This is a genomic window from Bradyrhizobium sp. USDA 3311 (assembly GCF_054062495.1).
The window spans coordinates 3,641,821-3,666,041 of record NZ_JBSSFI010000001.1; the positions used below are offsets into that span (position 1 = coordinate 3,641,821).

Consider the following 24,221-nt stretch of genomic DNA (forward strand, 5'->3'; position numbering starts at 1 on the left):
TGCCTCATTTCTTCAGCAGCGGACATTTGGACTCGGAGACCGGACGGAAGGCGTCCTCGCCCTTCACCGTCTTGACGATCTCGAGGTAATCCCAGGGCTCCTTGGACTGCTCGGGCGACTTCACCTTGGCCAGATACATGTCGCGGATGACGCGGCCGTCCTCGCGCAACTTGCCGCCATGGACGAAGATATCCTCGATCGGCAGCTCGCGCATCTTGGCCATCACCTTGGCGGGATCGTCGGTGCCGGCCGCCTTGATGCCTTTCAGGTAATGCAACACCGAGCCGTAGACGCCGGTGTGGATCATGGTCGGCATCACCTTGGTGCGCTCGTAGAACTTCTTCGACCAGGCGCGGGTGGCCTCGTCCATGTTCCAGTACGCGGCCGTGGTCATGTAGGTGCCCTGCGCGGCCTTGAGGCCGATCGCATGCACGTCGGTGTCGAACATCAAGAGGCCGACGAGCTTCTGGCCGCCCTGGACCAGGCCGAACTCGCCGGACTGCTTGATGGCGTTGTCGGTGTCCTGGCCGGCGTTGGCGAAGGCGACGACGTCGGATTTCGAGCTCTGTGCCTGGAGGGCGAAGGAGGAGAAGTCCGCGGTGTTGGTCGGGTGCTTCACGCCACCAAGCACCTTGCCGCCCATCTCGTTGATGAAGCGCGTGGCGTCCTTCTCGAGCTGCTGGCCGAAGGCATAGTCCGCGGTGATGAAGTACCAGGATTTTCCGCCCTCCTTGATCACGGCGGAGGCGGTCACCTTCGACAGGGCGTAGGTGTCGTAGGTGAAATGCACGGTGTTCGGGCTGCACAGCTCGTCGGTCAGCGAGCTCGCGCCGGGGCCGGAGAGCAGGGCGATCTTGTTGCGCTCGCGCACCATGTTGTGCACGGCGATCGCGATGCCGGAATTGGGGATGTCGACGACGGCGTCGACCTTGCCGTTGTCGAACCAGCCGCGCACGATCTGGACGCCGACGTCGGTCTTCATCTGATGGTCGGCGCTGATGATCTCGATCGGCTTGCCGAGCACGGTGGGGCCGAATTCCTCGACCGCCATTTTCGCGGCTTCGACCGACCCCGGCCCGCTGTTGTCGCGGCCCCAGCTTGACAGGTCCGTCAGCACGCCGATCCGCACGGCGTCGTCGGAGACCTGCGCGGTCGCGGTTGACGTCATGGCAGCCGAAGTCATGGCCGCGAGCATGGCGCAGGCCAAAAACCCTCTCATCGTCGTTCCCTCTCTTTTTGTGGGCCGCTTGGCGCGGCCGATTATCATGGCGACAAGTTAGATATTAGCGAATGAATTTGTCAATGGCGAATTAAAGCCCGGAAGGTTCCTCCGTGCTGGCGGACGACGGGAAGCGCAACTGCTTCAACACCCGTCATTGCGAGCGCAGCGAAGCAATCCAGACTCTTTCCGTGGAGGCAGTCTGGATTGCTTCGTCGCATCAGCGCAAAATTGCCACGCAATTTTGTCGCGAGCTCCTCGCAATGACGGCGTTGATGCAGTTGTGCGCCACCATTCCCGCTGTGGTCATCGCCAGCAGCAACACCCCCGCAGGTTGCAACCGCCACCGCGATTGGCCATGATGCCGCCGGGAATCTTTGGGGCATGGAATGACGGCAGCAACGGGGGTCTCCGGCGCGACGGAGCGATCGACGACGGCGCATGTGGTGTGGGCGAGCGCGCTCGGCACCGCGATCGAGTGGTACGACTTCCTGATCTACGGCACGGCGGCGGCGCTGGTGCTGAACAAGCTGTTCTTTCCGAGCTTCGATCCCTTTGTCGGCACGCTGGTGGCATTCTCGACCTATGCGGTCGGCTTCGTGGCGCGGCCGATCGGCGGCGCGATCATCGGGCATTATGGCGATCGGCTCGGCCGCAAGACAATGCTGGTCGCGACCATGATCGCAATGGGGCTCGGCACCTTCCTGATCGGCTGCCTGCCGACCTACAGCCAGATCGGCGTGTGGGCGCCGATCCTGCTCATCGTCCTGCGCTTCGTCCAGGGCATCGGGCTCGGCGGCGAATGGAGCGGCGCGGTCGTCATGGTGATCGAGCATGCCGGCAATCGCCGCGGCTTCTACGGCAGCCTGGTGCAGATCGGCTTTCCTGTCGGCGTTGCCGCATCCACCGGCATCTTCGCCCTGATGACGAAGCTGCCTGAGGCCGACTTCCTGAGCTGGGGCTGGCGCGTGCCGTTCCTGATCAGCATTGTGCTCGTCGGTGTCGGCTTCATCGTGCGGCTGAAGCTTGCGGAGACACCGCACTTCAAGGAGGTGGTCGAGCGCAAGGAGGTGCTGGCGCAGCCGGTCTGGGAAGTGCTGCGCCGCGACTGGCGCAGCTTCCTGCTGGCGATCGGCATCACGGTCTCGGAAGTCGGGCTCGCCTACCTCCTCACCGTCTTCACCGTGGTCTACGCCACGACAAAGCTCGGCCTGCCGCGCCAGGTTATCCTGGATGCGGTGGTCTATGCGGCGATCGTCGAATTCGCCACATTGCCGCTTGCAGGCTGGTTGTCCGATATCTTCGGCCGCAAGGCGCTGTATCTCGCCGGCGGCGTGTTCTCGGTGGCGCTGGCGTTTCCGCTGTTCTGGTTCCTCGATACCAGGGACCCGGCGCTGATCACGCTCGCGCTCGTCGTCACGATGACGCTGACGCATGCGCTGCTGTTCGGGCCGAAGGCCGCGTTCATGCCGGAACTGTTCCGCACCCAGGTGCGCTACAGCGGCGCATCGCTTGGTGCCAACGTCGCGGCCGCGCTCAGCGGCGGCTTCTCGCCGTTGATCGCAACCGCGCTGCTCGCATGGGCCGGCTCCTATTGGGCGGTGTCGGTCTACATCATCGCGCTGTCGATCATCACGATCGTCGCGACGCTGATGGCGCCGGAGACGGCGCGCGACGCGCTCAAATAGTGAGCGCCGTCATCGGCAGGCGGAATTCGCGGCGCCCGGAATGGCGAGGAAAGTGATGGTTTCGGGTGCAAGGTGCACCGGGCCGGCCGCGGTCGTGCGCCCGGCGAGGTGCGGCAGCCCATCTCCGTCGGTCAGCGCCAGCGTCTTGCCGTTCAGTTGCACGGTTGCGCCCTTCAGCCCTGCGGCCTGCAAGGTGTAGCGCTCGGCGGGTAGCGGCATCATGATCGTGCGCGCTGTGCTGCGCGAGATATTGATCGCGAGCACGGTCACGGCGCCGCGCTTCGACGGATGACAGTGCGCGTAGACATGGAGGCCGGACGCCATCGCGGCGCCTGCGTCGAGTACCGTCGTACCCATCAACCGACGCCAGAGCAGCGCGCCCCAATAATTCGGCCGCGGGCGGAACGTCTTCTCGTCCAGCAATCCGTAGTCGCTCGCGGCCAGCGTGTTGTGCATCACCACTTGAACGCCGGCCCTGGCCAGGCGTCCGAGTTGGTCGAGATAGCGGAACGTATCGAGGAAAGTCTTGTCCCAGCGGTTACCGCCGCAGGCGGCGTCCGCGGTTTCGGTCAGCCAGATCGGCTTGTCCGGCGCGAATTCGTCGCGCAGCGACTTGTAGGTCGATAGCGCGGCATCGGTGCGGGCGAGCCACGCTTCGGACAGCGCGTGTGCCGGCTCGTCGCGGCCGCCGCAGCGCGGCGAGATCGTGTTGTAGTGATGATAGGAGAAGCGATCGACACCGGCGCCCGAGGCGGCGAGCAGGTCGCGCGTGCGGAGGCCGGACGCGCCGGTGGAAGCTGAGTCGCCGACCGAGCCTGGTCCGACGATCAGCGTCTGCGGCGCGGCGCGCAGCATCCACTCGCGAAAGATCCCGACATCGCGGACATAAGCCTTCGCATCGTATCCAGGCGGCGCACCGTTGGTCGCCGCGAGCGTCGGCTCGTTCATGAATTCGGCGGCGGCGATGTGGCCGCCCAGCGAGCGCGTATAGTCGATCAGGCGTTGCGCCTGATCCGGCCTCCAAAGGCCATCCGCGTCGCGGCTGCCCGGGCTGATGGCAAAGGAGGTGACGATCTCTGCATCGACCGCGCGCGCAAAGTCGACGACGCCGCGCCACTGCGCGCGGCTTAGCACCGCGTTGAACCCCGGTGGCGGCGCGGCTGGCGCACTCTCGGTGTCGGCGAAGAACGTCGCATTGGCCCAGGTGCCGCTCACGCGCAGATAAGCCGGCGACAACGCCGCCGCGAGCTTGCGCAGACGCGTGTTGCCGAGCTCGATTGGAGGTCTGTAACTGTAGCGATCCTTGTCAGCCCACGCGCGCATCGTCTGCGGATAAGGCTTCCAGAACCGTCCGCCGGTCACCTCCACCGTCTCGATGTTGTAGGACTGAAAGCGGGGATCGATGGTACCGATCGCTTGCAGCCCCGCAGGTGCGATCGACACGGCGGCGGCGTGCGCTGCGCACGATGTCCCGGCCGCGAGCAGCGCAAGCCCTGTCGCCCGTGCTGCGTCAAGAAGTCCGCCGCGTGGCATTCGCCGTCTTGTATGCACGTCCTGACGCCTTCTTATGCGTGCTGCCAAAAGCAAATGCAGCCGCCCGAACCATTAGCCCCGCCGCGTTCGAAGCGGCGCAGCCCTGGGCAAAGTTCTGGCCATAGCTGGCGTTGCGCGAGCAGAGCCTGGCGCATGTCAAGGCGTGAGTAGCCATGCGAGCATCTACGCGGCAGATTCTATATTCACCAGGACTTCTCCGGCGATGATTTCGGGATCCCCGAGATCAAGGTCATGCATGCTTGCTTGAACGAACTCCATCACCTTATCGTTCGCCGCATTGGCGCATTCGCGGTCCTCAAATATCATCACGGCGACACCAACGCCTTCGCCCCCATCCAGCACATAGTAAGACTTGAAGCCGCGCGACTCCCTCAGGATCTGACCGACGCCGCTTTTGGCGCGGCGGGCAGCATCCGCGACCGAACGAACCTTGGTGTATTTTCGAATGAGTATGTACATCAGGCCACCCTTGCGTCTCGGTTCCTCCCCCACGCATCAAAGCATACCGGGCCGCTGCCGGACTAGGGCCTACTTATGGAATGGCCCAAAAGTGGAGGTCAACGCAGGCGCTGACAATGTCCGTCCTGCCGCATGACGGGTTGGATGCGGTTGAAGTTGGCTCATCAATAAGACGATGTCTCGTCGCGCCCGTCCAGCGTTGCTGGCATATTGAATATCGTCTAAGCAGACGGATCGGCGCGCATGAACGCCGACCTGCGAAGCAAAAAGGGAGCACAAAAGATGAAAAAGACCACGCGCCGGGATCTGCTCGCAACAGCCGCCGCAGCCACCGCAGCTTCCATCGCGGAGGTTGCGCCCGCCGCAGCGCAGGCCGGACCGAAGCCGATCTTCCCGGTGCCGATGGTCGCGATCCCGATCGTCGGCGAGACCCAGGTGTTCCAGGTCCGCCGCATCTATTGCATCGGGCGCAACTATGCGGCGCATGCGATCGAGCGCGGCTCGGATCCGAACCGCGAGCCGCCGTTCTTCTTCCAGAAGCCGACGGACGCGATCCAGAACGTCGCGGTCGGCGAGGTCGCCGACCATCCCTATCCGTCGCTGACCAAGAATTATCATCACGAGGTCGAACTGGTTGCCGCGCTGAAATCCGGCGGCACCAATATCCCGGCCGAGAAGGCGCTCGACCACGTCTATGGGTACGCGCTCGGTCTCGACATGACCAGGCGCGATCTCCAGAACGGCATGGCCGCGGAGAAGAAGCCGTGGGAAATCGGCAAGAGCTTTGACCACGCCGCGGTGCTCGGTCCGATCCACCCCGCGAGCAAGACCGGCCATTTCGAGAAGGGCGCGATCTCGCTCGCAATCAACGGCACCGTGAAGCAGAGCTCGGATCTCAGCAAGATGATCTGGAGCGTCGCCGAGCAGATCGCAAAGCTCTCGGAAGCGTTCGAGCTGAAGGCCGGCGACATCATCTATTCCGGCACGCCGGAGAATGTCGGCCCGGTGGTGAAGGGCGACGTGCTGCTGTGCAAGCTCGAGGGACTGCCGGACATGTCGATCAAGATCGTCTGATTGTCTTCGCCTCTCCCCGCGTGCGGGGAGAGGCCGGATTGCACCGTCAGATGCAATCCGCGTCGCGCGCTCGACGCCAACGGGTTTACCAGCGACAAGGTCGCGCCGTAGTTGCGCCGCGCGACCTCCGCTGGAACCGCGGTTTGAAGGCGAGGCCTCTGAATTGCCGGAGTTCCATCGGCGATTGCCCCGTGTTTGGCAACGAACAAACGTTCTGCAGCCATATTTCAGTAAGAAGTGATCTCCCGTGAGGGAGGCGCTCCGATGAACAAAGCTTTGATCACTGCCGTCGTGCTGCTGGCGGGCGTGCCTGCAAGCACCGCCGCGCAAGAGCGCGCCGGTGCTGCAGCAATCGGAGCCGTATCAGGCGCTGTGGTGCTGGGGCCGATCGGTGCCGTCGCGGGCGCGGTGGTGGGCTATACCGCCGGACCTGCAATCGCCCGGTCCTGGGGCGCGAGAGATTCACGTTCGGCGAGACATCGGCAGCCGCCGCGCCGCGAGACGTATCGCGCAGCCGCAACCGTCGCTCCGCCGCGCGCACGCGAGGCGATGAATGCCAACGGCCAAATCAGGGCTGCCGGCAATCCGCCGGCCCAAGCCGCGCCTGCGGAGCAGCCTGTTGAAGCTGCACCGGCGCAGGCTGCGCCGGCGGAGACTTCGACGCCGCCGATTCAGGGATTCGAATGAAACTTCGGCGCTAGGCCGCGGTGGTCTTCGGCCGCAGCCGGTCGACCGTGCGCGCGATCAGCGCCGCCACCTCGGCCACCTTCGGTCCAATCCGGAACTCCGGCCCCGCGACGACGACGGAGAGCCTGCGGTCGCCGATCGGCAGTGGAATCGCAGCGCCCGCGAGGTCGCGGCTGTAGTCGCCAAAGCTCTGGCAATAGCCGCGCTCGATCGAGTTGCGCAGTTCGGCTTCCACCGCCTCGATGCTGATCGGCGTTGACGGACCGTACTGCTTGAACTCGATCTTGCGATAGACGGAGTCGCGCTCCTCCTGCGAATATTGCAGCAGCAGCGCGCGGCCGCTCGCGGTCGCGTGGATCGGCACGCGGTGGCCGATGGTCGCGAAATAGCGGATCGCCGCCTTGGACTCGACGACGTCGATGAACACCGCCATCACGCCCGCGGGCGCCACGATCGACGCCGTCTCGCCGGTCTCGGCCGAGAGATCGGCAACCAGCGTATGCGTCCATGGCGGCAGCGGCTCGACCTCCGAGATCATCCGCGCCATGGCGAGCCAGCGCGGTGTCGGATAGAAGCCGGCGCGCGGCCGCGGCTCGTACAGATAGCCCTTCTCCGAGAGCGTCGCGAGCAGGTTGAAGGTCGACGAGCGCGGCCAGCCGAAATGATCGGCGATCTCCGCAAGCGTCGCCGGCTTCCTCGTCTGGGCGAAGAATTCCATGATCTCCAGGACGTTTGCGGCTTGGCGAACGATCATGATCCGGTCCCGTCTGTCGCAGCGCGATGCCCTTGATCTAGGACTGGCCGAGGATCTTCTTCGCGGCGCGAAGATGCGGCTTGTCGATCATCTGGCCGTCGAGCCGCAGCGTGCCGGAATTGGGATTGCTCGCGAACGCCGCGATCACCTTCTCCGCCCAGCTGCGCTCGGCTTCCGTCGGCTTGAATGCCGCGTTGACGACATCGACATGCTTGGGATGGATCAGCGCCTTCGCCGAAAACCCGTCGCGCCGCGCCGCCCGGGTTTCCTGCTCGAGGCCGGCCAGATTGTCTATGTCGGTATAGACAGTGTCGATCGGCGCGACCTCGGCCGCGGCGGCTGCCATCAGGCAGAGATCGCGCGCGAGGCGATAGGGACTGTGGAACACGCCGCCCGAGGACTTCTCTGTGGCACCCAAAGAGGCGGAGAGATCCTCCGCGCCCCACATCAGGCCGGCGAGGCGAGGGGAGCAGCCCTTGTAGCTGCCGAGCCCGAAGATCGAGCCGGCGGTCTCCGTCGCGACGCAGACGATGCGGGTTGCGCCGACCACGATACCGGCCGCCGCCTCGAGTGCTTCGAGCCAGGTCGCGACCTGTCGCACATCGTCGCCGCCTTGCGATTTCGGCAGCACGATGCCGTCGGGCCTGCCCGGCATCACCGCGGCGAGATCGGCCAGCGTCATGCCGGTGTCGAGCGCGTTGACGCGGACATAGAGCTGGTGTGGGCCGGGACGGCTCTTCAGCATCGCCAGCGTCAGCCCACGCGCCTCCGCCCTTCTTCTCGGTGACGACGGAATCCTCGAGATCGATGATCAGCGCGTCGGCCTTGCCTTCGCTCGCCTTCTCGAATTTGCGCGGGGAATCCCCCGGCACGAACAGCATCGAACGCATCAGACCGGCCTCTTGTGCATCATCGCCATGCGGCGGCATTTTCCGACGATCTCGTCGTTCTGGTTCAGGGCGTGGTGCTCGAACTCGACGATGCCCGCCTTGGGGCGCGATTTGGATTCCCGCAACGAAAGCACCTTCGTCGTTGCCCGCAAGGTGTCGCCATGGAAGACCGGTTTCGGAAAGGTGACGTCGGTCATGCCGAGATTGGCGACGGTGGTGCCCATGGTCGTATCATAGACCGTCATGCCGATCATGATGCCGAGAGTGTAAAGGCTGTTGAAAATGCGCTGGCCGAACTCGGTCTTTTCGGCGAAATGCGCGTCGATATGCAGCGGCTGCGGGTTGAGCGTCAGCAGGCTGAACATGGTGTTGTCCATCTCCGTGACGGTCCGGGTCAGCGGATGCCTGAACTCCTGGCCCACGGAAAAGTCCTCGAAATAAAGTCCGGCCATCGCGATTTCCTCCCTGTATCGTGCGGTTTGGCTGGCGCTGCCGTTAAGGCGGCGCCGCCAGATGAACTGCTTCCTGCTGCGCGAGCGTTTCGATCTCGTCTGCCGAGAAGCCGGCCTCGTGCAGGATGTCGCGGCCATGCTGGCCGAGCGTCGGCGCCGGGCCGGCCGGCTCCGGCTGGGTCACGCTCCAGGTCGAAGGCACCCGCATCTGGCGGATGCGGCCTTCCACGGGGTGATCGACCGTCCTGAAGAAGCCGACCGCGTTGAGATGCGGATCGTCCAAAATCGTCTCCAGGGTGTGCATCGGGATCACCGGAATGTCGGCGTGCTCCAGCAGCTCGCGCCACTCCGCGGTGGTGCGGGTGAGGAAGATGTGGCCGATCTCCTCATAGATCTCGTCGATATGTTTCGTGCGTGACGCGTGGTTGGCGAAGCGCGGCTGCTGCAGGAATTCCGGCTGCCCGATCGCCTCGAAGAAGCTGCGCCAGTGCTTGTCGTTGTAGATCAGGACGCAGAGATAGCCGTCGCTGGTCTTGTAGGGCTTTCGGTAGCGCGAGAGCAGGCGGACATAGCCGCCATGGTCGAGCGGCGGATCGTAGGTGAGGCCGCCGAGATGATCGACCAGCACGAACTCGGTCATCGATTCGAACATTGGCACGTCGATGCGCTGGCCCTGGCCGGTGCGCTGCTGGTGCATCAGCCCGCCCATGATGGCGTTGACCATCATCAGACCGACGACGCGGTCGGCGATGGTCACAGGGACGTAGCGCGGCGTGCCGTCACCGGCGGCTGCGAGCAGCGTCGGAATGGTCGCTGCGCCCTGGATCAGATCGTCGTAGGCGGGCTTTGCGGCGTAGGGGCCGGATTGGCCGTAGCCGAAGGCGCCGACATAGACGAGGGCGGGATTGACCGCGGCCAGCGTCTCGTAGTCGAGGCCGAGCCGCGCCATCGCCTGCGGGCGCACATTATAGACGAGCGCGTTGGCGCGCCTCGCCAGCCGCAGCAGCGTGTCGCGGCCTTCCGTCTTCTTGAGGTCGAGGACGATGCTGCGCTTGCCGCGATTGGCGTTGTGAAACATCCCGCCCATGCCGGGCGTGCGGCCGGGACCGATCTGGCGGACGATGTCGCCCTCGGGGCTTTCGACCTTGATGACGTCGGCGCCCATGTCCGCCAGCACCTGGGTGCCGTACGGGCCCATCAGGACGGAGGTCAGGTCGAGAACGGTGAAGCCGGCGAGCGGTCCCATGGGGCCTCGTTGGGTGCATTCATATTCGTGGAGTTAGAATTCATAAATCTGAGGTGTCAATTCGACCGTCCCGATGTTCCGTGCATGGGCCTATGCATAGTTCATATACTTGACTTATAAATTCACGTATATGTACATTTTCCTCAAGCAAGAAGTGGAGTGAGGGCCGGACGGATGGCAGCCGAAGGCTGCCGCCTTCGGCATGGGACGCGTCAGGGAGAACGAAATGAAGAAGAACAAGGTCTGGGCCGCAGCAGTGTTCGCGCTCGCGCTGCCGGTCTCGACGTTTCAGGCGCAGGCGCTGGAGCTGAAGGTCGCCGATAGCTTCCCCGCCGGCCACTATCTGGTTCGCCTGCTGCTCAAGCCCTGGATGGACGACGTCACCAAGCGCACCAATGGCGCGGTAACCTTCACCTATTATCCGAACCAGCAGATCGGCAAGGCCGCCGACATGTTGCGGTTGACGCAGTCCGGTGTGGTCGACATCGGCTACATCGGGCCGTCCTACGTCTCCGACAAGATGCCGCTGTCGGAAGTCGCGCAGTTGCCGGGGGCCTTTGAGACGAGCTGCCAGGGCACGCTCGCCTATTGGAAGACCGCGCGCGAAGGCGTTTTGGCCAAGCAGGAATACGCGCCGAACAAGATCAAGCTGCTGTTCGAGGTGGTGCTGCCGCCCTATCAGGTGTGGACCGCAAAAACCAAGGTCGACACGACCAAGGACATGCAGGGCCTGAAGCTGCGCACCACCGGCGGCGCGCAGGATCTGACATTGCGTGCGCTCGGCGCCGTGCCGGTGCGCATGGCGGCGCCCGATGCGTATGAATCACTGTCGCGCGGTACCATGGACGGCCTGCTGTTCCCGATGGAGAGCGTCGTGGCCTATGGTCTGGACAAGCTGGTCAAGCACGCCACCGAAGGCGTCAGCTTCGGCAGCTTCATCGTGGCCTATTCCATCAACCAGTCGGTCTGGGACAAGCTGCCCGACGACGTGAAGAAGGCGATGAACGAGGCGTCCGAGGCGATCGAGCCGACCGCCTGTGCGCAGGTCGACAAGGAGACGGAGTGCACCAGGAAGCACCTTCAGGACCAGGGCGTCAGCTTCGAGCCGCTGCCGGAGGCGACGCGTGCCGAGATGAAGGACAAGCTGAAGGGCGTCGGCAAGGAGTGGGCGAGCGGGCTCGACAGCCGCGGCAAGCAGGCGTCCGCCGCGCTGAAGGAGTTTGAAGATCTGCTCGCCGCCGGTGGCGCCAAGTAACCGTCCATGAAATACGGCAAAGGGAGGCGCTGGAGGTGATCAAGCGGGCGGGAGATGTGCTCGGCGCGCTGGAGCGCGCGCTGACGGTGATCGCGGTGGTGTTCCTGTTCGTGATCATGCTGCTTGTCGTGACCGACGTGTTCATGCGCTACGCGCTGAACCGTCCGTTTGCCTTCACCTATGATCTGATCGGCCTCTATCTTCTGGCCGGCGTGTTCTTCTTCACGCTGTCGGACGGGTTGCGCGAGCATGCGCATGTCGGCGTCGATATCCTCCTGTCGCGCTTCTCGCCGGCGGGACGGCGACTGTCCGAGATCATCACCGCGCTTGCCGGCCTGTTCGTGTTCGTCCTGATCTGCAAGGTCGGGTTCGAGCGTGCGCTGGAGAATTACGAGCAGCACGACGTGCTGGCCGGTGCGATCGCCTGGCCGACCTGGATATCGGCGGCGCTGGTGCCGTTCGGCTGCGGCGTGCTGGTGCTGCGGCTGGCGCTCCAGCTCGTCGGCAATGTGCTGAGCCTCGTCAGCGGGCGCGACCTCTATCCGCTGCCGCCGGTGACCGGCGTCGGCGAAACGCGAAGCTTTGAGTAACGGCAGGCATCCATGACACCTTTCATCGTTCTCGCCCTGCTGTTCGGCCTGCTGGCACTCGGCACGCCCGTCGGCTTCGCCATGGCCTTCTCCGGTTCGGTCGGCCTCGTGATGGTCGGCGGATGGGGTACATTGTTCGGCATCCTGCAAACCGCGCCGCTGTCGACTGTCTCGTCCTACGAGCTGATCACCATCCCGATGTTCCTGCTGATGGCGGACCTCGTGCTGCTGTCGGGTGTCGCGGACGACCTGTTCAAGACGGCGTCGGCCTGGGTCGGGCGCATTCCCGGCGGGCTCGGCATGGCGACGGCACTTGCCGGCGCAGGTTTTGGCGCGATCTGCGGCACCTCGACGGCGTCCGCCGCGACGCTGTCCTCGACCAGCCTTCCCGCGATGATCCGCCAGGGCTATGAGCCCAAGATGGCCGCCGGCGTGGTCGCGATATCAGGCACGCTGTCGATGCTGCTGCCGACCAGCGTCGCGCTCGTCATCTTCGGCCTGCTCGCCGAGGTGAACATCGGCAAGCTCCTGATCAGCGGCATCATCCCCGCGATCCTCGTCACCATCACCATCATGGCCACGATCTACTTCCTGGTCTGGCAGGATCCTTCGCGCGCGCCCGCCGCGAAATCGGTACCGTGGCGCGAAAAATTCGCGCTGTTGTGGCAAGTCTCGCCGATGGTGGTGCTGTTCTCGATCGTGACCGGCACGATCTATCTCGGCGTCGCCACGCCGACGGAGGCTTCCGCCTTCGGCGCGTTCGGCGCCTTCCTGCTCGCGATCGTCAAGGGCAAGATCACGCCGTCATCGCTTTACCGGACGCTGCTGCGGGCCTGCCACGGCACCTGCATGATCATCATGATCCTCGTCGGAGCCTCGATCTTCGGCTACTTCTTCACGCTAACCCACGTCACGCAGGACCTCGTCGCCTGGATCGGCAGTCTGCCGACTTCGCGCTGGGTGATCATCACGCTGATCCTGTGCGGCTACATCGTGCTCGGCTCCTTCATGGACCAGATCGCCATCCTGGTGCTGACCGTGCCGATCGTGCTGCCGCTGATCAAGACGCTCGGCTTCGATCCGATCTGGTTCGGCGTCATCAAGATCGTCACCGCCGAGGTCGGCATGATCACGCCGCCGGTCGGGCTGAACTGCTTCATCGTCGCCCGCTATGCCAAGCGGCCGGTGGCGGAAGTGTTCCACGGCACTTTCCCGCATTTCATCGCCCATCTGATCGCGATCGCGATCCTGGTGGCGTTTCCGAGCATCATTCTCTGGCTGCCCTCGCAGATGGGGCGCTAGGATCGGAGCCCTGGCGGCTCCCAATAAGGAGATCAAGAACATGGATTTCGCGCTCACCGATCAGCAGGAAGCCATTCGCGATGCCATCGCCAAGATCTGTGAAGGCTTTCCCGATGCCTACTGGTTGAAGAAGGACCATGACGGCGGCTTTCCGCACGATTTCCACAAGGCGCTGGCCGACGCCGGCTGGCTCGGCATCTGCGTGCCGGAGGCCTATGGCGGCTCGGGGCTCGGCATTACTGAAGCCGCGATCATGATGCGTACCATCGCCGAATCCGGCGCCGGCATGTCCGGCGCCTCGGCCGTGCACATCAACGTGTTCGGGCTTAATCCTGTCGTCGTGTTCGGCACCGAGGAGCAGCGCAAGCGCATGCTGCCGCCGATGGTCGAGGGCCGCGAGAAGGCGTGCTTCGCCGTCACCGAGCCCAATACCGGCCTCAACACCACCCAGCTCAAGACCCGTGCGGTCGCCAAGAACGACCGCTACATCGTCAACGGCCAGAAGGTGTGGATCTCGACCGCGCAGGTCGCGCACAAGGATCCTGCTGCTGGCGCGCACCACGCCGCTGGAAGAGGTGCGCTCGCCCACCCACGGCCTCAGCCTGTTCTACACCGACTTCGACCGCAAGAAGATCAAGGTCCACGAGATCGAGAAGATGGGCCGCAAGGTCGTCGATTCCAACGAGCTGTTCTTCGAGGATTTCGAGATCCCGATGGAGGACCGCATCGGCGAAGAGGGCAAGGGCTTCCAGTACATCCTCGAAGGCATGAACCCCGAGCGCATCCTGATCGCGGCGGAAGCCGTCGGCCTCGGCAAGCTCGCGCTGTCGCGCGCGACCGAATACGCCAAGACCCGCGTCGTCTTCAACCGCCCGATCGGCAAGAACCAGGGCATCCAGCATCCGCTCGCGGTGAACTGGGTCGAGCTCGAGGCGGCCTGGCTGATGGTGATGCAGGCGGCCTGGCAATACGACAAGGGCTTGCCCTGCGGCGCTGGCGCGAATGCCGCGAAATATTTCGCAGGCGAAGCCGGCTACCATGCCTGCGAGCAGGCCGTGATGACCCATGGCGGCTTCGGCTATGCCAAGGAGTTCCACGTCGAGCGTTATCTGCGTGAAGTGCTGATCCCGCGCATCGCGCCGGTCAGCCCGCAGCTCGCGCTCAGCTTCATCGCGGAAAAGGTGCTGGGGCTGGCGAAGTCGTACTAGGTTGCCCGCGGATCGGTCGGGAGGATTGCCGATGCCCGAGGACAGCTCGCCGATCGATTTTGCCGGCCTGGTCCGGAAGGATGATCTCGTCGTGTGCGGGCAGGCGACGGCGGAGCCTGTCACGCTGACGGAAGCGCTGATGGCGCAGGCAGCACAGCTTCCGCCCTTCCGCATGATGATCGGGCCAGTGTTCTCGGAGACGTTTTCGGCGTCGTGCGCGGGAAATGTCTCGTTCCAGAGCTATGGCGTGATCGGCAATTCGCGGCGGCTCGCGAAAGCGGGGCGACTCGACGTGATCCCGAGCAATTACAGCGCCTTCTGTGCCGACTTCGCGGCGCGCCGCTACAAGGCCGATGTCGTTCTGGTGCAGCTTGCGGAGCTCGAAGGGCGGTTCAGCGCCAGCCTCTCCAACGACTACGTCATCGATGCCGCGCGCGGCGCACGCCTCGTCATCGCCGAGATCAATCCGGATACGCCCTTTACGTTCGGCGCCGAATGGCCGGAGGACGTGCCGATCCATGTTCGCGTGGCAGCCCGCAGGCCGCCGGTTGAATTGGCCTCGACGCCGCTCGATGACGTTTCGCGGCGCATCGCCGCGCATGCGGCAGGCCTGATCGCCGACGGCAGCACGCTCCAGTTCGGCGTCGGCCGAATTCCGGATGCGATCCTGTCCTCGCTGTCGCATGCGCGCCGTCTCGGCATCCATTCCGGCCTGATCAACGATGCCGTCGTCGACCTGATCGAGCGCGGCGCGGTGACGAATGCGGAGAAGGGCATCGATGCCGATATCACCGTCACCAACCAGGTGATCGGGACCCGGCGGCTCTATCGCTTCGCGCACGAGAACAAGGCGGTGGCGGTGCGGCCGACGTCCTATACGCACGGCCAGAACGTGCTGGCGCGGATCAACCGGCTGGTCGCGATCAATTCGGCGCTTCAGGTCGGCCTCGACGGCAGCGTCAATTCCGAGACGCTGAATGGCGTCGCGATCGGCGCCATCGGCGGGCAGCTCGATTTCGTGCGCGGCGCCAACGCCTCTTGCGGCGGAAGGGCGATCATCGCGCTGCCGGCGACGGCGTCAGACGGGAGCAGCCGCATCGTCGCTGATGTCGAGACGGTGACGACCCCCCGCGCCGATGTCGATGCCATCGTCACCGAATGGGGCGTTGCGGAGCTGCGTGGCTGCGGCCTTGCCGAGCGCGCGCGCCGCATGGTCGCGATCGCGGCGCCTGAGCACCGCGACGCGCTTTCGGCGCGGCTTCGCGGGCCCGCGCGCTAGCTCAGTTCATCATCGCGAGCGTCCATGACGAGGTCGTCGAGGAGGTGGCCGGCCTATTCGGCGGCAATCCGTTCCATCGCCATGGCGCGAAGCCGGGCGCGCTGGATTTTCACACCGTTGGCGCTGTCGGTGACGGGGAAAGCGTCGACGATATAGATTCGTGCCGGCACCTTGTACCCGGCGAGCCGTTCGCGCAGGTGCGCGACCAGCATCTCCTGTTGAGGCGGCTCCCCTGCTGGAATCACAAAAGCGACGCAGCGTGCGTTTCCCTTCAGGTCGACCGCGACGACCTGGGCGTCGGCAACACCTGCGCAGGACTTGAGCTCGTCCTCGATCTCGCCGGGCGCGACAAGGAAGCCGCCGAGCCGCATCGCATCGCCCGCGCGGGTCTCGTAGACGAAGGAGCCGTCGCCGCGCCGCCGGCCGATGTCGCCGGTGCGGAAGAAGCCGTCCGCGGTAATCGCGTCGCGCGTGGCGTCGGGATTGTTGAAGTAGCCGAGGAAGCGTGACGGCGCGCTGATCTCGATCTCGCCGGAGACGCCGGGAGCTGCGAGTTCGCCGGTCTCGGTGTCGCGGACGCGGACCCCGGCCTCCGGCGACATCGGCCGGCCGCCGCCCTCGATCCGGTCGGCGAACGCGTCGCTGGCGCGGCCGATCGAGAACAGGGCCTGCACCTCGCTCGAACCGTAGAGGCCGTAAAGCGGCATGCCGCGCGCCTCGGCCTCCGCGGCAAGCTCACGCCAGCCGGGCTGGAACGCAGCGAAGCCGAACACCTCGGCACGGGGGAAGGGACGGGCCACGTCGGTGAGGGCGAGGATGCGGCGAAACATCTCGTCGGAGCCGAAGGCGTGGGTGATCTCATGCTCGCCGAGGATCTTCAGCGCCGGCGCCGCTTCGAAGGCGTCGAGCACATGGATGGTCGCGCCCGCCGCGATGAAGCCGAGCAGGCTCGTCATGCCGAAGGTGCCGCAGAACGGCAGCATGGCGAGGAGCGAATGGTTTTGCGGCGCGAGGCTTAGCGCCCTGGCGACGGCGGCGGCGTGCGCGGCCAGCGTCCGCTGCGAATGCGCGACGAGCTTCGGTCCCTTGGTCGTGCCCGACGTGGTGTAGAGCAGCACGGGGAGGTCGACGTCATCCTGGGCGGGCGGGGCCGGCGGATAGGGTTGGTCGAACGCATCGAACCGTACACACGGCCAGTGCGCCGGGATCGTATCCGCGCCGACCACTGCAAGCTGTCGCAGCGCGGGCACCTCGTCCTTGGCGATATCGGCGAGGATGGCGGCAAAGTCGATCGAGCGGAACGCGGCCTCGACCACCATCAGCCTGGCGCCGGACAAGCGAAGCAGATGGGCGACTTCCGCGCTGCGGTAGCGGGTATTGACGGCGGAGACGATCGCACCGAGGCGGGCGGCGGCGAACAGCAGCGCGACCCATTCGATCCGGTTGACCAGCCAGACCGCGACGACGTCGCCCTTGCCGACACCCTGCGCAGCAAGCCAGGCCGCGGTCTTTTCGATATTTGCCGAGAATTCCGCGCGCGAGACCGGCGTGCCGTCGAACACGAAGGCGGGATCCGCGAAGGCCTCGGTGCAGATCAGCGATTGCAGCGAAAATTCGTTGGAGCTCATGGCGCCCGGAGTAACCCGATCGCGCAAAACTGTCTACTTGGTGCCGAACATCCGGTCGCCGGCATCGCCCAGGCCCGGCACGATGTAGCCGTGGTCGTTGAGCCGCTCGTCGATTGCGGCGGTCCAGATCGGCACGTCGGGATGTTCGCTCTGGAACTGCGCGATGCCTTCCGGCGCGGCCAGAAGGCACACGAAGCGGATGTCGCGGGCGCCGCGGTTCTTGAGCAGGGACGCGCCGGCGCAGGCCGAGTTGCCGGTCGCCAGCATCGGGTCCATCAGGATCACGGTGCGGTCGGACAGGTCCTGCGGCGCCTTGAAGTAATATTCCACGGCCTGCAATGTTTCGGGGTCGCGGTAGAGCCCGATATGGGCAATGCGCGCCGAGGGCATCAGCGCCAGCATGCCGTCGAGGAAGCCGACGCCGGCGCGCAGGATCGGCGCCAGCGTGAGCTTCTTGCCGGCGATCTTCGGCGCCCGCATCGATGCGATCGGCGTCTCGATCTCGACCAGCTCCAGCGGCAGGTCGCGCGTCACCTCGTAGCCGAGCAGCATCCCGATCTCGTTCAGGATCTCGCGAAAGCTCTTGGTCGAGCGGTCCTTCTCCCGCATCAGCGAGAGCTTGTGCTGGACCAGAGGGTGGGCGACGACGTTGACGCTGCTTGTGCTCATGAAACCGCTCTACACGGTTCCGTGAAATTGCGCCAGATCGGCCGGGTATTTTCCGCGGGATACGTGGCCTCAAGCCGGCATCGCGACCTCCTTGCGGGCACGGCTGCTCGCCTCGTAGGCAGCCATGGTCAATTCACGCTCGATCGCCGTCCGCATGGCGTCCATGGCCGGCTGGCGCAGGCGCTTGCCGTGCTCTGCACGTCGGCGCTCCAGGGCGCGCTGATCCAGGCGCGCGTCGAACGCAGCGGCCGGCCGATCGAGGTCACGGCGGCGGAACTGGCGCGTGAAGAGGTAAAGGCTAGACCCCGAGCCCCCGCGCGACGAGCGTGATCACGATCGTCAGGACCGCGCCCCAGACCAGGCTCAGCGTCATGGTCAGGATCGTCGTGGTGACTGCGTGCTCGAGATTTCCCTTGAGGAGCTGCACGCTACTTGTCCGGGGCGGGCGCCGCGCCGATGCGCATGCCGAGCAGCAATGCTCCCATCAACACAACCAGGATCGCGATCTTGAGCTCGATCATGTCCGCCGTCTCGCGGTCACGCGTGCAAGAAGCTGCCTCGCTCCCTCCGCGAGCACAATCAGCGGATTGCCGCGGTTCTCGATGTCGAGCTCGAAGGTCTCGGCGGGAAACACCAGCGCGCACCGCGCCGGCGCGCTCTGACGGTTGGCGAAATCCACCGCCGAGCTCTTGAACAGGAACAGGCCGCCGACACGTCCGTTCGCTTCGCGCGCGACCCAGAGGCCGGCGCTGTTGCGTCCAATGAAGAACGCGGGAATGGCGGCGCTGACGACATCCGGATCGAGTGGCTTGAGCGCCGCCGCCTGCCTGGTGTCGGGGCGGCGACGGGAAGCCTGAAGCGCAATTGCGGCCATGGCGGCTTCCTCGCACATCTGCAAGGTCATAGGGGCCTCCCTGCGGGTCAGCCGTGCATGTGCCAGACATAGATTGCGGTCCTCAGCGCGATCAGCGCGGTGAGCACGCTACCCATCGAGAGCAGCGTCAGTGTGCCGAGAGCGAAACCTTTGAGCTGCGCCTTGCGTGCCTCGGAGATGCGCGCCGAACGCCCAGGCACGAAGGGGCGGTCAAGGCCATGTGTCAGGATCGACATTTTTTCAGTCCTTATCCGGAGTGGCGAGACGGCCGCTCCGATCTGTCCCGTATGATGGCCACCGCTGCGTATGATTGCGAGGTGACCGCCGCAGTTGCCGTATAGGAAAGTCATAAAGGCGCCGGCGGTCGCGCCAGCAGTCCTCTGAAGAGGTTTTGGTCGCGTTTCGGTTGCGGTTTGGATCGCGCAGGCTTCGAACGCGCCAGCCCGACGGCGGCGGCGAAGGCGAGCCGCAGCCGCGGCTCCTCGATCTGCTTGCAGAAGCAGTCCAGGGTCGCCTCCGCGTCTTGCTGCCGGCCGTCGATGGCCGCGCAGAGACGGGAGCTGGTGCGCCGGAAGAAGTGCAGCGAGTCCTCGCCGCTGCGCCGGCCGCCGAGACGATCGAGTTCAACCGCGAGTGCGGCGACATTGTGCCTGTCGGAGTCGCTCAGCGTCACGGCAAAGCGCAGGATCGCCAGCTGCCAGGCGCCGAGCAGCCTCCGATGATCTTCAACTGATGGCGGCATGCGAGATCCGAACGACTGCGCGAGGCGTCAGGCGCCGACGCGGTCGATCAACTCCTCGTCGGCGATCGCGGCGAAGGCGCGTACCACCTCCCGCTGCGCGGCCGCGTCCAGCGGCACGATCGGCAGCCTCGTCGCCGGCGACATCAGGCCCAGCACGCTCAGCGCGCTCTTGAGCGCCGCCGGGCTGTCCTTGGAGAGGCATGTGATGAGCGGGACGAGGCGCCTGTGCAGGTACCGTGCCGATTGCAAGCGGCCTTGCCTGACCTGCGAGAAGATCATGCGGCACAGATCGGGGGCGATGTTGGAGACTTCCGAGATCGCGCCGTCGCCGCCGCTTGCGATGTAGCCGAAGGCGGTGACGTCGTCGCCGGAGAGCACGCGAAAGCCGGCCGGGAGCAACCGGGCGAGGCGCATCGGGCGGGTGATGTCGCAGCTTCCATCGCGCAGGCCGACGAACTGGCGGGATTCGACGAGACGCACCAGCGTCTCGTCGGCGAGCGGGCGCAGCGTGCGAGAGGGAATATCGTGCAGGATCACGGGCAGGCCGGTTGCACCGGCGATGGCCCGGAAATGCGCGAGCATCCCCTCCTGCATCGGCTTGTTGTAGGCCGGCACCACCGCCATCACGGCATCGGCGCCGGCGGCCTCCGCACGCCGCGCGAGCGCGATGGCCTGGCTGGTCGCGTTCGACATCGCGCCGGCGATGATCCGCACCCGGCTGCGGGCGACGTCCGCCGCGGCGCGAATGACGAGCTCCTGCTCGGCCGGGGAGAGCGTCGGCGCCTCGCCGGCCGTCTCGCAGACCACGATCGCGGGGACGCCAGCCGCGACCTGGCGCTCGCAGAGCGCGGCGAACGCCTTGAGATCGATTGCGTCAGCCGCGTCGAGCGGCGTCGGCAGGTCCGGAATGAAGCCTGTGAACCAGGCAGCAGGAGGAGTGAACATGGCTTTTCCGCCGGATGGCGCCGGCTCAGGCGGCGCGCTGCGAGACGATGGCGTTGGGGCTCTTGCCCATGTCGAGCTCGATCTCGCGCGGCAGCTCGACGATGGTCTCCGGATGCTGTCCGTTCTCGAACAGCGCATATTTGACGGCCTGGGCGCGGCTGACGAACAAGCCGCCATAGAGGCCGTTCTGCTCCTGCGCGACCCATTGTCCCCGGCGGTTGCGGCCGATGAGGACGATGGTTGAGGTGGAGGTGTACGAGGGAGGGTCGACGAGTTTCACGGATGTATTCCTTCTGAACGACGCCGGCGCGGGATGCACGTCCCTGCCTGCGCGCTCAATATCCCGTCTCGCGAATATGATTTCGAGGGCGGGTGCGCGGTGATCTCATAGGAAGGTCATAAAGCCGACCGCTCAGGTCACATCATTGGCAATGTGGACCAGCGCGAAGAGCGCGCCGAATGCAGCAGCTTCGTCCCAATGATTGAGGGCAGCGCCGAACAGCGCTTCGCGTCTGACGAGGCCGGCGAGCGCGCACAGGATGATCGACATCCAGAGCAGAACGGCAAGGCTTCGGCCGAAACCGACGCTACCGAATGCGGCAAAGGCGGCGAGCAGCGCGATGCGGACGGCGAAGCGTGCGATCACGCGCGCCGGGCTCAGCTTGTGCGGCATGTCCGGAGCTTGCGACAAGGTGTGAACCCGTCAGGCTGCTCTAGCCGAAATTGTCGCAGGCGACCGGCTCGTAGAGCGGATCCGGCACAGGACGAACGGAGGGAACGCTCGGCCGCGATACGTCCACGGCCAATGCCCGGACCTCGACGAATGCCGACAGCAAGGCCAGTGCGAGGTCGGCGTGGCGTGCCTCGACCGCAGCGTCGAGCCAGTCCGGCAGCTCACGCTCGCGCGAGAGCGCGCAGTGCCACTCGCCCTCGTCATAGGCGATGCGGCGGACCTGCCATAGCGGCAGCTCGAGCTCGATCAGCGCCAGCGCCGCATCGGCCCAGGCCTCGGCGTCGATCAGGCGCATGACGCGCGTGGTGCGTTCGTTCTGGCCGAGCGAGGGGATACGCCGGCAAGCATAATCGATGACGTCGTGCATCAGCGGTCGCGTCATCGCCGGCGCCGCGTGAAGCCGCTGGCTGAGGGATGGTGGGTCGAGACGTCGGAGAGCGGCGGTCATGTCAGGCCTCCCGGAGTTGGTGTCGGTCAGTCGGCCGGCATTGCCAAGATGGCCGGGAGGGCATTTGAAAACGAGATGGGGATCGGGCGAGAGATATAGGGATTTCATAAGTGCCCGGATTCTTCCGGGTAAGACCGACAGATCCTCGCCTGCCGTCTCGGTCGTAGGTGGAGGCTTATAGAAGCAGGGCTTTTTGAAAAGACCTCGGCGCCGGCCCGCCGTAACAACGGGAGGCGAAAGCGTTGGTGGATCGCGTCGCTGCGCGGCCTGCCTGGAACGATCGCCTGGAATGCGTCGTCCGTGTCACACGGCCGGCGGCTACGACGGGCCGGCCTTTATGAGATTCCTATAACGTCGCCATAGGCCTCATCTCGAAAACCTATGTGCGCGGTGGCACTTCGGCGCGGTGACGTTTCCCGGCCGGGAGAGACACGTGTTGCATTCGCTCGCAGCAAGCGGCCCGCCGGCGGGCAATGCCGGAGATCGTCTCGCATTGAGGAGTATCGCCATGATGGACATTCTGATGCTGGCGCTGGGCTTCGTCTTCTTTGCCCTCGCGATCGGCTACACCTACGCCTGCGAACGGCTGTGATGGAGCACACCATGATCTTCGATTATGCGCTCGCCGGTGCCGTCTCCTTCGGCCTCCTGTTCTACCTCACTTATGCACTGCTGCGGCCCGAGCGGTTCTGAACCGTGCTGCTGCTTGCCGAATTGCTGCTGGCGGACGTCGCACTCGTCGCGGGCCTGCTTGCGCTGCTCCTGCCGCTCTTGCGCCGGACACAAAGCCTGAAGGGTTAATGCCATGACCATGATCGGTTGGCTCCAGATCATTCTTTTCTGCGTCATTATCGTCGCGCTGACCAAGCCGCTCGGCTGGTACATGACGCGCGTGTTCAACGGCGAGCGGACCTTCCTGTCGCCGGTGCTGCGTCCGATCGAAGCCGGGATCTACTGGATCTCCGGCGTCGATGAGAGGCGCGAGCAGCATTGGCTGACCTACACGGTCGCCATGCTGCTGTTCCATGTCGGCGGCTTCCTGGTCATCTACGGCGTGATGCGGCTCCAGGCCGTGCTGCCCTTCAATCCGGCCGGGCAGTCGGCGGTGGCGCAGGATCTCTCCTTCAATACCGCGATCTCCTTCATCACCAACACCAACTGGCAGAACTACGGCGGCGAGAGCACGCTGTCCTATCTCGTGCAGATGCTCGGCCTGACGCACCAGAACTTCCTGTCGGCGGCCACCGGCATCGCGCTGGCGATGGCCCTGATTCGCGGCTTCTCGCGCGCCCCGGTGCGCACGGTCGGCAATTTCTGGGTCGACGTGACGCGCTGTACCCTCTACGTGTTGCTGCCGATCTGCGTCGTCTACACGCTGTTCCTGGTCTGGCAGGGCATTCCGCAGACGCTCGGCGACTATGTCGAGGCCACCACGCTCGAAGGCGCCAAGCAGACCATCGCGGTCGGCCCGGTCGCCTCGCAGGTCGCGATCAAGATGCTCGGCACCAATGGCGGCGGCTTCTTCAACGCCAACGCCGCGCATCCCTTCGAGAACCCGACCGCGCTGTCGAACTTCGTGCAGATGCTGTCGATCTTCGCGCTCGGGGCTGCGCTCACCAACGTGTTTGGCCGCATGGTCGGCAACCAGCGCCAGGGCTGGGCGATCCTCGCCGTGATGGGCGTGCTGTTCGTCGCCGGTGTCGCGGTCACCTACTGGGCGGAAGCCAACGGCACCTCGACCATGCATGCGCTGGGCCTGACCGGCGGCAACATGGAAGGCAAGGAGGTTCGCTTCGGCCTCGTCGCGTCCTCCCTGTTCGCCGTGATCACGACGGCCGCCTCCTGCGGTGCGGTCAACGCCATGCATGACAGCTTTACCGCGCTCGGCGGCATGATCCCGCTGATCAACATGCAGCTCGGCGAGATCATCGTCGGCGGCGTCGGCGCAGGCCTCTACGGCATGCTGTTGTTCGTCGTGCTCGCGATCTTCGTGGCCGGCCTGATGGTCGGCCGCACGCCGGAATATGTCGGCAAGAAGATCGAGGCGCGCGAGGTCAAGATGGCGATGCTCGCGATCCTGGTGCTGCCGCTGATGTATCTCGGCTGGACCGCGGTCGGTGTGGTCTATCCGGCGGCGGTCGCCTCCATGGCCAACGCCGGTCCGCACGGTTTCACCGAGGTGCTCTATGCCTTCACGTCGGCGACCGGCAACAACGGCTCGGCCTTCGCGGGCCTGACCGGTAACACCCTCTTCTACAACCTCACGCTGGCAAGCGCGATGTTCGTCGGCCGCTTCTTCATGATCGTTCCGGCGATGGCGATCGCGGGCTCGCTCGCCGCCAAGAAATCGATCCCTCCGTCGGCGGGCACCTTCCCGACCACGGGCGGGCTGTTCGTCGGCCTTGTTGTCGGCGTCATCCTGATCATCGGCGGCTTGACGTTCTTTCCGGCCCTCGCACTCGGCCCCATCGTCGAGCACCTCGCGATGAACGCCGGCCAAGTCTTCTGACCGCAAGTCTTCTGAT

The 24,221-nt window shown here is 65.3% G+C and carries 28 protein-coding genes and 2 pseudogenes; 13 read left to right on the forward strand and 17 right to left on the reverse strand.

Translation table 11 applies throughout. From position 1 onward, the window contains the following. Positions 1 to 4: 4 nt before the first annotated feature. Complete coding sequence (locus ACVWW6_RS17315; protein WP_456681113.1) at positions 5 to 1,219, reverse strand: ABC transporter substrate-binding protein; 1,215 nt, start codon at positions 1,217 to 1,219, stop codon at positions 5 to 7. Positions 1,220 to 1,332: 113 nt separating this feature from the next. Between ACVWW6_RS17315 and ACVWW6_RS17320 the strand changes: the two genes are divergently transcribed. Then, positions 1,333 to 1,581 carry a hypothetical protein gene (locus tag ACVWW6_RS17320; protein WP_039185869.1) on the forward strand — a complete coding sequence of 83 codons (249 nt, stop codon included), beginning with the start codon at positions 1,333 to 1,335 and terminating at the stop codon, positions 1,579 to 1,581. Between the two features lie 27 nt (positions 1,582 to 1,608). Then, positions 1,609 to 2,907, forward strand: coding sequence for an MFS transporter (locus tag ACVWW6_RS17325; RefSeq protein ID WP_304567341.1), 1,299 nt, complete (start codon positions 1,609 to 1,611; stop codon positions 2,905 to 2,907). Between the two features lie 9 nt (positions 2,908 to 2,916). Here the strand turns inward: ACVWW6_RS17325 and ACVWW6_RS17330 are convergent, their stop codons facing one another. Together ACVWW6_RS17330 and ACVWW6_RS17335 are read right to left on the reverse strand one after the other, a co-directional pair. Continuing rightward, on the reverse strand, positions 2,917 to 4,350 hold the full coding sequence (locus ACVWW6_RS17330; protein ID WP_456681114.1) for a hypothetical protein: 1,434 nt from the start codon (positions 4,348 to 4,350) through the stop codon (positions 2,917 to 2,919). 273 nt (positions 4,351 to 4,623) lie between these two features. Continuing rightward, on the reverse strand, positions 4,624 to 4,920 hold the full coding sequence (locus ACVWW6_RS17335) for a hypothetical protein (RefSeq protein WP_038965684.1): 297 nt from the start codon (positions 4,918 to 4,920) through the stop codon (positions 4,624 to 4,626). Positions 4,921 to 5,202: 282 nt separating this feature from the next. Here ACVWW6_RS17335 and ACVWW6_RS17340 point away from each other — a divergent pair, with 282 nt between their 5' ends. Further along, on the forward strand, positions 5,203 to 5,994 hold the full coding sequence (locus ACVWW6_RS17340) for a fumarylacetoacetate hydrolase family protein (protein ID WP_028174516.1): 792 nt from the start codon (positions 5,203 to 5,205) through the stop codon (positions 5,992 to 5,994). A gap of 264 nt (positions 5,995 to 6,258) precedes the next feature. Beyond that, positions 6,259 to 6,681 carry a hypothetical protein gene (locus ACVWW6_RS17345; RefSeq protein WP_456681115.1) on the forward strand — a complete coding sequence of 141 codons (423 nt, stop codon included), beginning with the start codon at positions 6,259 to 6,261 and terminating at the stop codon, positions 6,679 to 6,681. A gap of 10 nt (positions 6,682 to 6,691) precedes the next feature. Here the strand turns inward: ACVWW6_RS17345 and ACVWW6_RS17350 are convergent, their stop codons facing one another. The 4 genes and pseudogenes from ACVWW6_RS17350 to ACVWW6_RS17365 all read right to left on the reverse strand — a co-directional run bounded on the left by ACVWW6_RS17350 (position 6,692) and on the right by ACVWW6_RS17365 (position 10,023). Further along, a complete protein-coding gene (locus ACVWW6_RS17350) occupies positions 6,692 to 7,435 on the reverse strand; it encodes an IclR family transcriptional regulator (RefSeq protein WP_028174518.1) in 744 nt (247 codons plus the stop codon). 37 nt (positions 7,436 to 7,472) lie between these two features. After that, a pseudogene (locus ACVWW6_RS17355) lies at positions 7,473 to 8,325 on the reverse strand (HpcH/HpaI aldolase/citrate lyase family protein). Next, entirely contained in the window at positions 8,325 to 8,840 is a 516-nt protein-coding gene (locus ACVWW6_RS17360) for a MaoC family dehydratase (RefSeq protein ID WP_323922755.1), read from the reverse strand. The pseudogene ACVWW6_RS17355 and the gene ACVWW6_RS17360 overlap by 1 nt, the downstream one beginning before the upstream one ends. Next, complete coding sequence (locus tag ACVWW6_RS17365; protein ID WP_456681116.1) at positions 8,821 to 10,023, reverse strand: CaiB/BaiF CoA transferase family protein; 1,203 nt, start codon at positions 10,021 to 10,023, stop codon at positions 8,821 to 8,823. The genes ACVWW6_RS17360 and ACVWW6_RS17365 overlap by 20 nt, the downstream gene beginning before the upstream one ends. A gap of 226 nt (positions 10,024 to 10,249) precedes the next feature. On the opposite strand from ACVWW6_RS17365, the gene ACVWW6_RS17370 reads away from it, so the two are divergent. The 5 genes and pseudogenes from ACVWW6_RS17370 (at position 10,250) to ACVWW6_RS17390 (ending at position 15,657) form a co-directional block, all read left to right on the forward strand. Next, the gene (locus ACVWW6_RS17370) at positions 10,250 to 11,278 is read left to right on the forward strand and encodes a TRAP transporter substrate-binding protein (RefSeq protein ID WP_456681117.1); all 1,029 of its coding nucleotides are present in this window, start codon (positions 10,250 to 10,252) and stop codon (positions 11,276 to 11,278) included. A 35-nt stretch (positions 11,279 to 11,313) separates the two neighbouring features. Beyond that, the gene (locus ACVWW6_RS17375) at positions 11,314 to 11,868 is read left to right on the forward strand and encodes a TRAP transporter small permease (protein WP_011089532.1); all 555 of its coding nucleotides are present in this window, start codon (positions 11,314 to 11,316) and stop codon (positions 11,866 to 11,868) included. A gap of 12 nt (positions 11,869 to 11,880) precedes the next feature. After that, the gene (locus ACVWW6_RS17380) at positions 11,881 to 13,170 is read left to right on the forward strand and encodes a TRAP transporter large permease (RefSeq protein WP_011089531.1); all 1,290 of its coding nucleotides are present in this window, start codon (positions 11,881 to 11,883) and stop codon (positions 13,168 to 13,170) included. Between the two features lie 40 nt (positions 13,171 to 13,210). Further along, a pseudogene (locus ACVWW6_RS17385) lies at positions 13,211 to 14,378 on the forward strand (acyl-CoA dehydrogenase family protein). Between the two features lie 31 nt (positions 14,379 to 14,409). Continuing rightward, positions 14,410 to 15,657: an acetyl-CoA hydrolase/transferase family protein gene (locus ACVWW6_RS17390; RefSeq protein WP_456681118.1), complete on the forward strand. Its 1,248-nt coding sequence runs from the start codon at positions 14,410 to 14,412 to the stop codon at positions 15,655 to 15,657. A 53-nt stretch (positions 15,658 to 15,710) separates the two neighbouring features. Here the strand turns inward: ACVWW6_RS17390 and ACVWW6_RS17395 are convergent, their stop codons facing one another. Both ACVWW6_RS17395 and upp read right to left on the reverse strand, forming a co-directional pair. Further along, on the reverse strand, positions 15,711 to 17,285 hold the full coding sequence (locus ACVWW6_RS17395) for an AMP-binding protein (RefSeq protein WP_456681119.1): 1,575 nt from the start codon (positions 17,283 to 17,285) through the stop codon (positions 15,711 to 15,713). A 33-nt stretch (positions 17,286 to 17,318) separates the two neighbouring features. Further along, entirely contained in the window at positions 17,319 to 17,954 is a 636-nt protein-coding gene (upp, locus tag ACVWW6_RS17400; protein ID WP_028174525.1) for a uracil phosphoribosyltransferase, read from the reverse strand. A gap of 63 nt (positions 17,955 to 18,017) precedes the next feature. Here upp and ACVWW6_RS17405 point away from each other — a divergent pair, with 63 nt between their 5' ends. Then, positions 18,018 to 18,284, forward strand: coding sequence for a hypothetical protein (locus tag ACVWW6_RS17405; protein WP_210192173.1), 267 nt, complete (start codon positions 18,018 to 18,020; stop codon positions 18,282 to 18,284). Here the strand turns inward: ACVWW6_RS17405 and ACVWW6_RS17410 are convergent. From ACVWW6_RS17410 to ACVWW6_RS17445, 8 genes are all read right to left on the reverse strand, one after another. Continuing rightward, positions 18,253 to 18,381, reverse strand: a complete 129-nt coding sequence (locus tag ACVWW6_RS17410; protein ID WP_018641127.1) for a hypothetical protein — start codon at positions 18,379 to 18,381, stop codon at positions 18,253 to 18,255. The two genes, ACVWW6_RS17405 and ACVWW6_RS17410, sit on opposite strands and share 32 nt — an antisense overlap. 90 nt (positions 18,382 to 18,471) lie before the next feature. Next, positions 18,472 to 18,858 (reverse strand): hypothetical protein, encoded by a 387-nt coding sequence (locus tag ACVWW6_RS17415; protein WP_028174526.1) that lies wholly within the window; start codon positions 18,856 to 18,858, stop codon positions 18,472 to 18,474. Between the two features lie 17 nt (positions 18,859 to 18,875). Then, positions 18,876 to 19,064 carry a hypothetical protein gene (locus ACVWW6_RS17420; protein WP_028174527.1) on the reverse strand — a complete coding sequence of 63 codons (189 nt, stop codon included), beginning with the start codon at positions 19,062 to 19,064 and terminating at the stop codon, positions 18,876 to 18,878. Positions 19,065 to 19,174: 110 nt separating this feature from the next. Continuing rightward, positions 19,175 to 19,570, reverse strand: a complete 396-nt coding sequence (locus ACVWW6_RS17425) for a hypothetical protein (protein WP_028174528.1) — start codon at positions 19,568 to 19,570, stop codon at positions 19,175 to 19,177. A 27-nt stretch (positions 19,571 to 19,597) separates the two neighbouring features. Continuing rightward, on the reverse strand, positions 19,598 to 20,515 hold the full coding sequence (gene dapA, locus ACVWW6_RS17430; protein ID WP_456681120.1) for a 4-hydroxy-tetrahydrodipicolinate synthase: 918 nt from the start codon (positions 20,513 to 20,515) through the stop codon (positions 19,598 to 19,600). A gap of 25 nt (positions 20,516 to 20,540) precedes the next feature. Next, entirely contained in the window at positions 20,541 to 20,795 is a 255-nt protein-coding gene (locus ACVWW6_RS17435) for a hypothetical protein (protein WP_456681121.1), read from the reverse strand. 132 nt (positions 20,796 to 20,927) lie between these two features. After that, a complete protein-coding gene (locus ACVWW6_RS17440) occupies positions 20,928 to 21,188 on the reverse strand; it encodes a hypothetical protein (protein ID WP_404521219.1) in 261 nt (86 codons plus the stop codon). Between the two features lie 40 nt (positions 21,189 to 21,228). Continuing rightward, positions 21,229 to 21,696: a hypothetical protein gene (locus ACVWW6_RS17445; RefSeq protein WP_060912682.1), complete on the reverse strand. Its 468-nt coding sequence runs from the start codon at positions 21,694 to 21,696 to the stop codon at positions 21,229 to 21,231. A 433-nt stretch (positions 21,697 to 22,129) separates the two neighbouring features. Between ACVWW6_RS17445 and ACVWW6_RS17450 the strand changes: the two genes are divergently transcribed. The 3 genes from ACVWW6_RS17450 to kdpA all read left to right on the forward strand — a co-directional run bounded on the left by ACVWW6_RS17450 (position 22,130) and on the right by kdpA (position 24,205). Then, entirely contained in the window at positions 22,130 to 22,288 is a 159-nt protein-coding gene (locus tag ACVWW6_RS17450) for a hypothetical protein (protein ID WP_162494044.1), read from the forward strand. An 11-nt stretch (positions 22,289 to 22,299) separates the two neighbouring features. Continuing rightward, entirely contained in the window at positions 22,300 to 22,389 is a 90-nt protein-coding gene (locus ACVWW6_RS17455; protein ID WP_038965694.1) for a K(+)-transporting ATPase subunit F, read from the forward strand. Positions 22,390 to 22,501: 112 nt separating this feature from the next. Continuing rightward, positions 22,502 to 24,205: a potassium-transporting ATPase subunit KdpA gene (kdpA, locus tag ACVWW6_RS17460; RefSeq protein WP_456681122.1), complete on the forward strand. Its 1,704-nt coding sequence runs from the start codon at positions 22,502 to 22,504 to the stop codon at positions 24,203 to 24,205. Positions 24,206 to 24,221 lie beyond the last annotated feature (16 nt).

What these genes read in the sequence shown, in the direction of transcription:
- ACVWW6_RS17395 (WP_456681119.1), bottom strand. Translation starts at nt 17,285, where the DNA reads ATGAGCTCCAACGAATTTTCGCTGCAATCGCTGATCTGCACCGAGGCC.
- ACVWW6_RS17335 (WP_038965684.1), bottom strand. Translation starts at nt 4,920, where the DNA reads ATGTACATACTCATTCGAAAATACACCAAGGTTCGTTCGGTCGCGGAT.
- ACVWW6_RS17425 (WP_028174528.1), bottom strand. Translation starts at nt 19,570, where the DNA reads ATGCCGCCATCAGTTGAAGATCATCGGAGGCTGCTCGGCGCCTGGCAG.
- ACVWW6_RS17445 (WP_060912682.1), bottom strand. Translation starts at nt 21,696, where the DNA reads ATGACCGCCGCTCTCCGACGTCTCGACCCACCATCCCTCAGCCAGCGG.
- ACVWW6_RS17420 (WP_028174527.1), bottom strand. Translation starts at nt 19,064, where the DNA reads ATGTCGATCCTGACACATGGCCTTGACCGCCCCTTCGTGCCTGGGCGT.
- ACVWW6_RS17345 (WP_456681115.1), top strand. Translation starts at nt 6,259, where the DNA reads ATGAACAAAGCTTTGATCACTGCCGTCGTGCTGCTGGCGGGCGTGCCT.
- dapA (WP_456681120.1), bottom strand. Translation starts at nt 20,515, where the DNA reads ATGTTCACTCCTCCTGCTGCCTGGTTCACAGGCTTCATTCCGGACCTG.
- ACVWW6_RS17315 (WP_456681113.1), bottom strand. Translation starts at nt 1,219, where the DNA reads ATGAGAGGGTTTTTGGCCTGCGCCATGCTCGCGGCCATGACTTCGGCT.
- upp (WP_028174525.1), bottom strand. Translation starts at nt 17,954, where the DNA reads ATGAGCACAAGCAGCGTCAACGTCGTCGCCCACCCTCTGGTCCAGCAC.
- ACVWW6_RS17340 (WP_028174516.1), top strand. Translation starts at nt 5,203, where the DNA reads ATGAAAAAGACCACGCGCCGGGATCTGCTCGCAACAGCCGCCGCAGCC.
- ACVWW6_RS17415 (WP_028174526.1), bottom strand. Translation starts at nt 18,858, where the DNA reads ATGACCTTGCAGATGTGCGAGGAAGCCGCCATGGCCGCAATTGCGCTT.
- ACVWW6_RS17440 (WP_404521219.1), bottom strand. Translation starts at nt 21,188, where the DNA reads ATGCCGCACAAGCTGAGCCCGGCGCGCGTGATCGCACGCTTCGCCGTC.
- ACVWW6_RS17350 (WP_028174518.1), bottom strand. Translation starts at nt 7,435, where the DNA reads ATGATCGTTCGCCAAGCCGCAAACGTCCTGGAGATCATGGAATTCTTC.
- ACVWW6_RS17380 (WP_011089531.1), top strand. Translation starts at nt 11,881, where the DNA reads ATGACACCTTTCATCGTTCTCGCCCTGCTGTTCGGCCTGCTGGCACTC.
- ACVWW6_RS17455 (WP_038965694.1), top strand. Translation starts at nt 22,300, where the DNA reads ATGATCTTCGATTATGCGCTCGCCGGTGCCGTCTCCTTCGGCCTCCTG.
- ACVWW6_RS17365 (WP_456681116.1), bottom strand. Translation starts at nt 10,023, where the DNA reads ATGGGACCGCTCGCCGGCTTCACCGTTCTCGACCTGACCTCCGTCCTG.
- ACVWW6_RS17370 (WP_456681117.1), top strand. Translation starts at nt 10,250, where the DNA reads ATGAAGAAGAACAAGGTCTGGGCCGCAGCAGTGTTCGCGCTCGCGCTG.
- ACVWW6_RS17390 (WP_456681118.1), top strand. Translation starts at nt 14,410, where the DNA reads ATGCCCGAGGACAGCTCGCCGATCGATTTTGCCGGCCTGGTCCGGAAG.
- kdpA (WP_456681122.1), top strand. Translation starts at nt 22,502, where the DNA reads ATGACCATGATCGGTTGGCTCCAGATCATTCTTTTCTGCGTCATTATC.
- ACVWW6_RS17325 (WP_304567341.1), top strand. Translation starts at nt 1,609, where the DNA reads ATGACGGCAGCAACGGGGGTCTCCGGCGCGACGGAGCGATCGACGACG.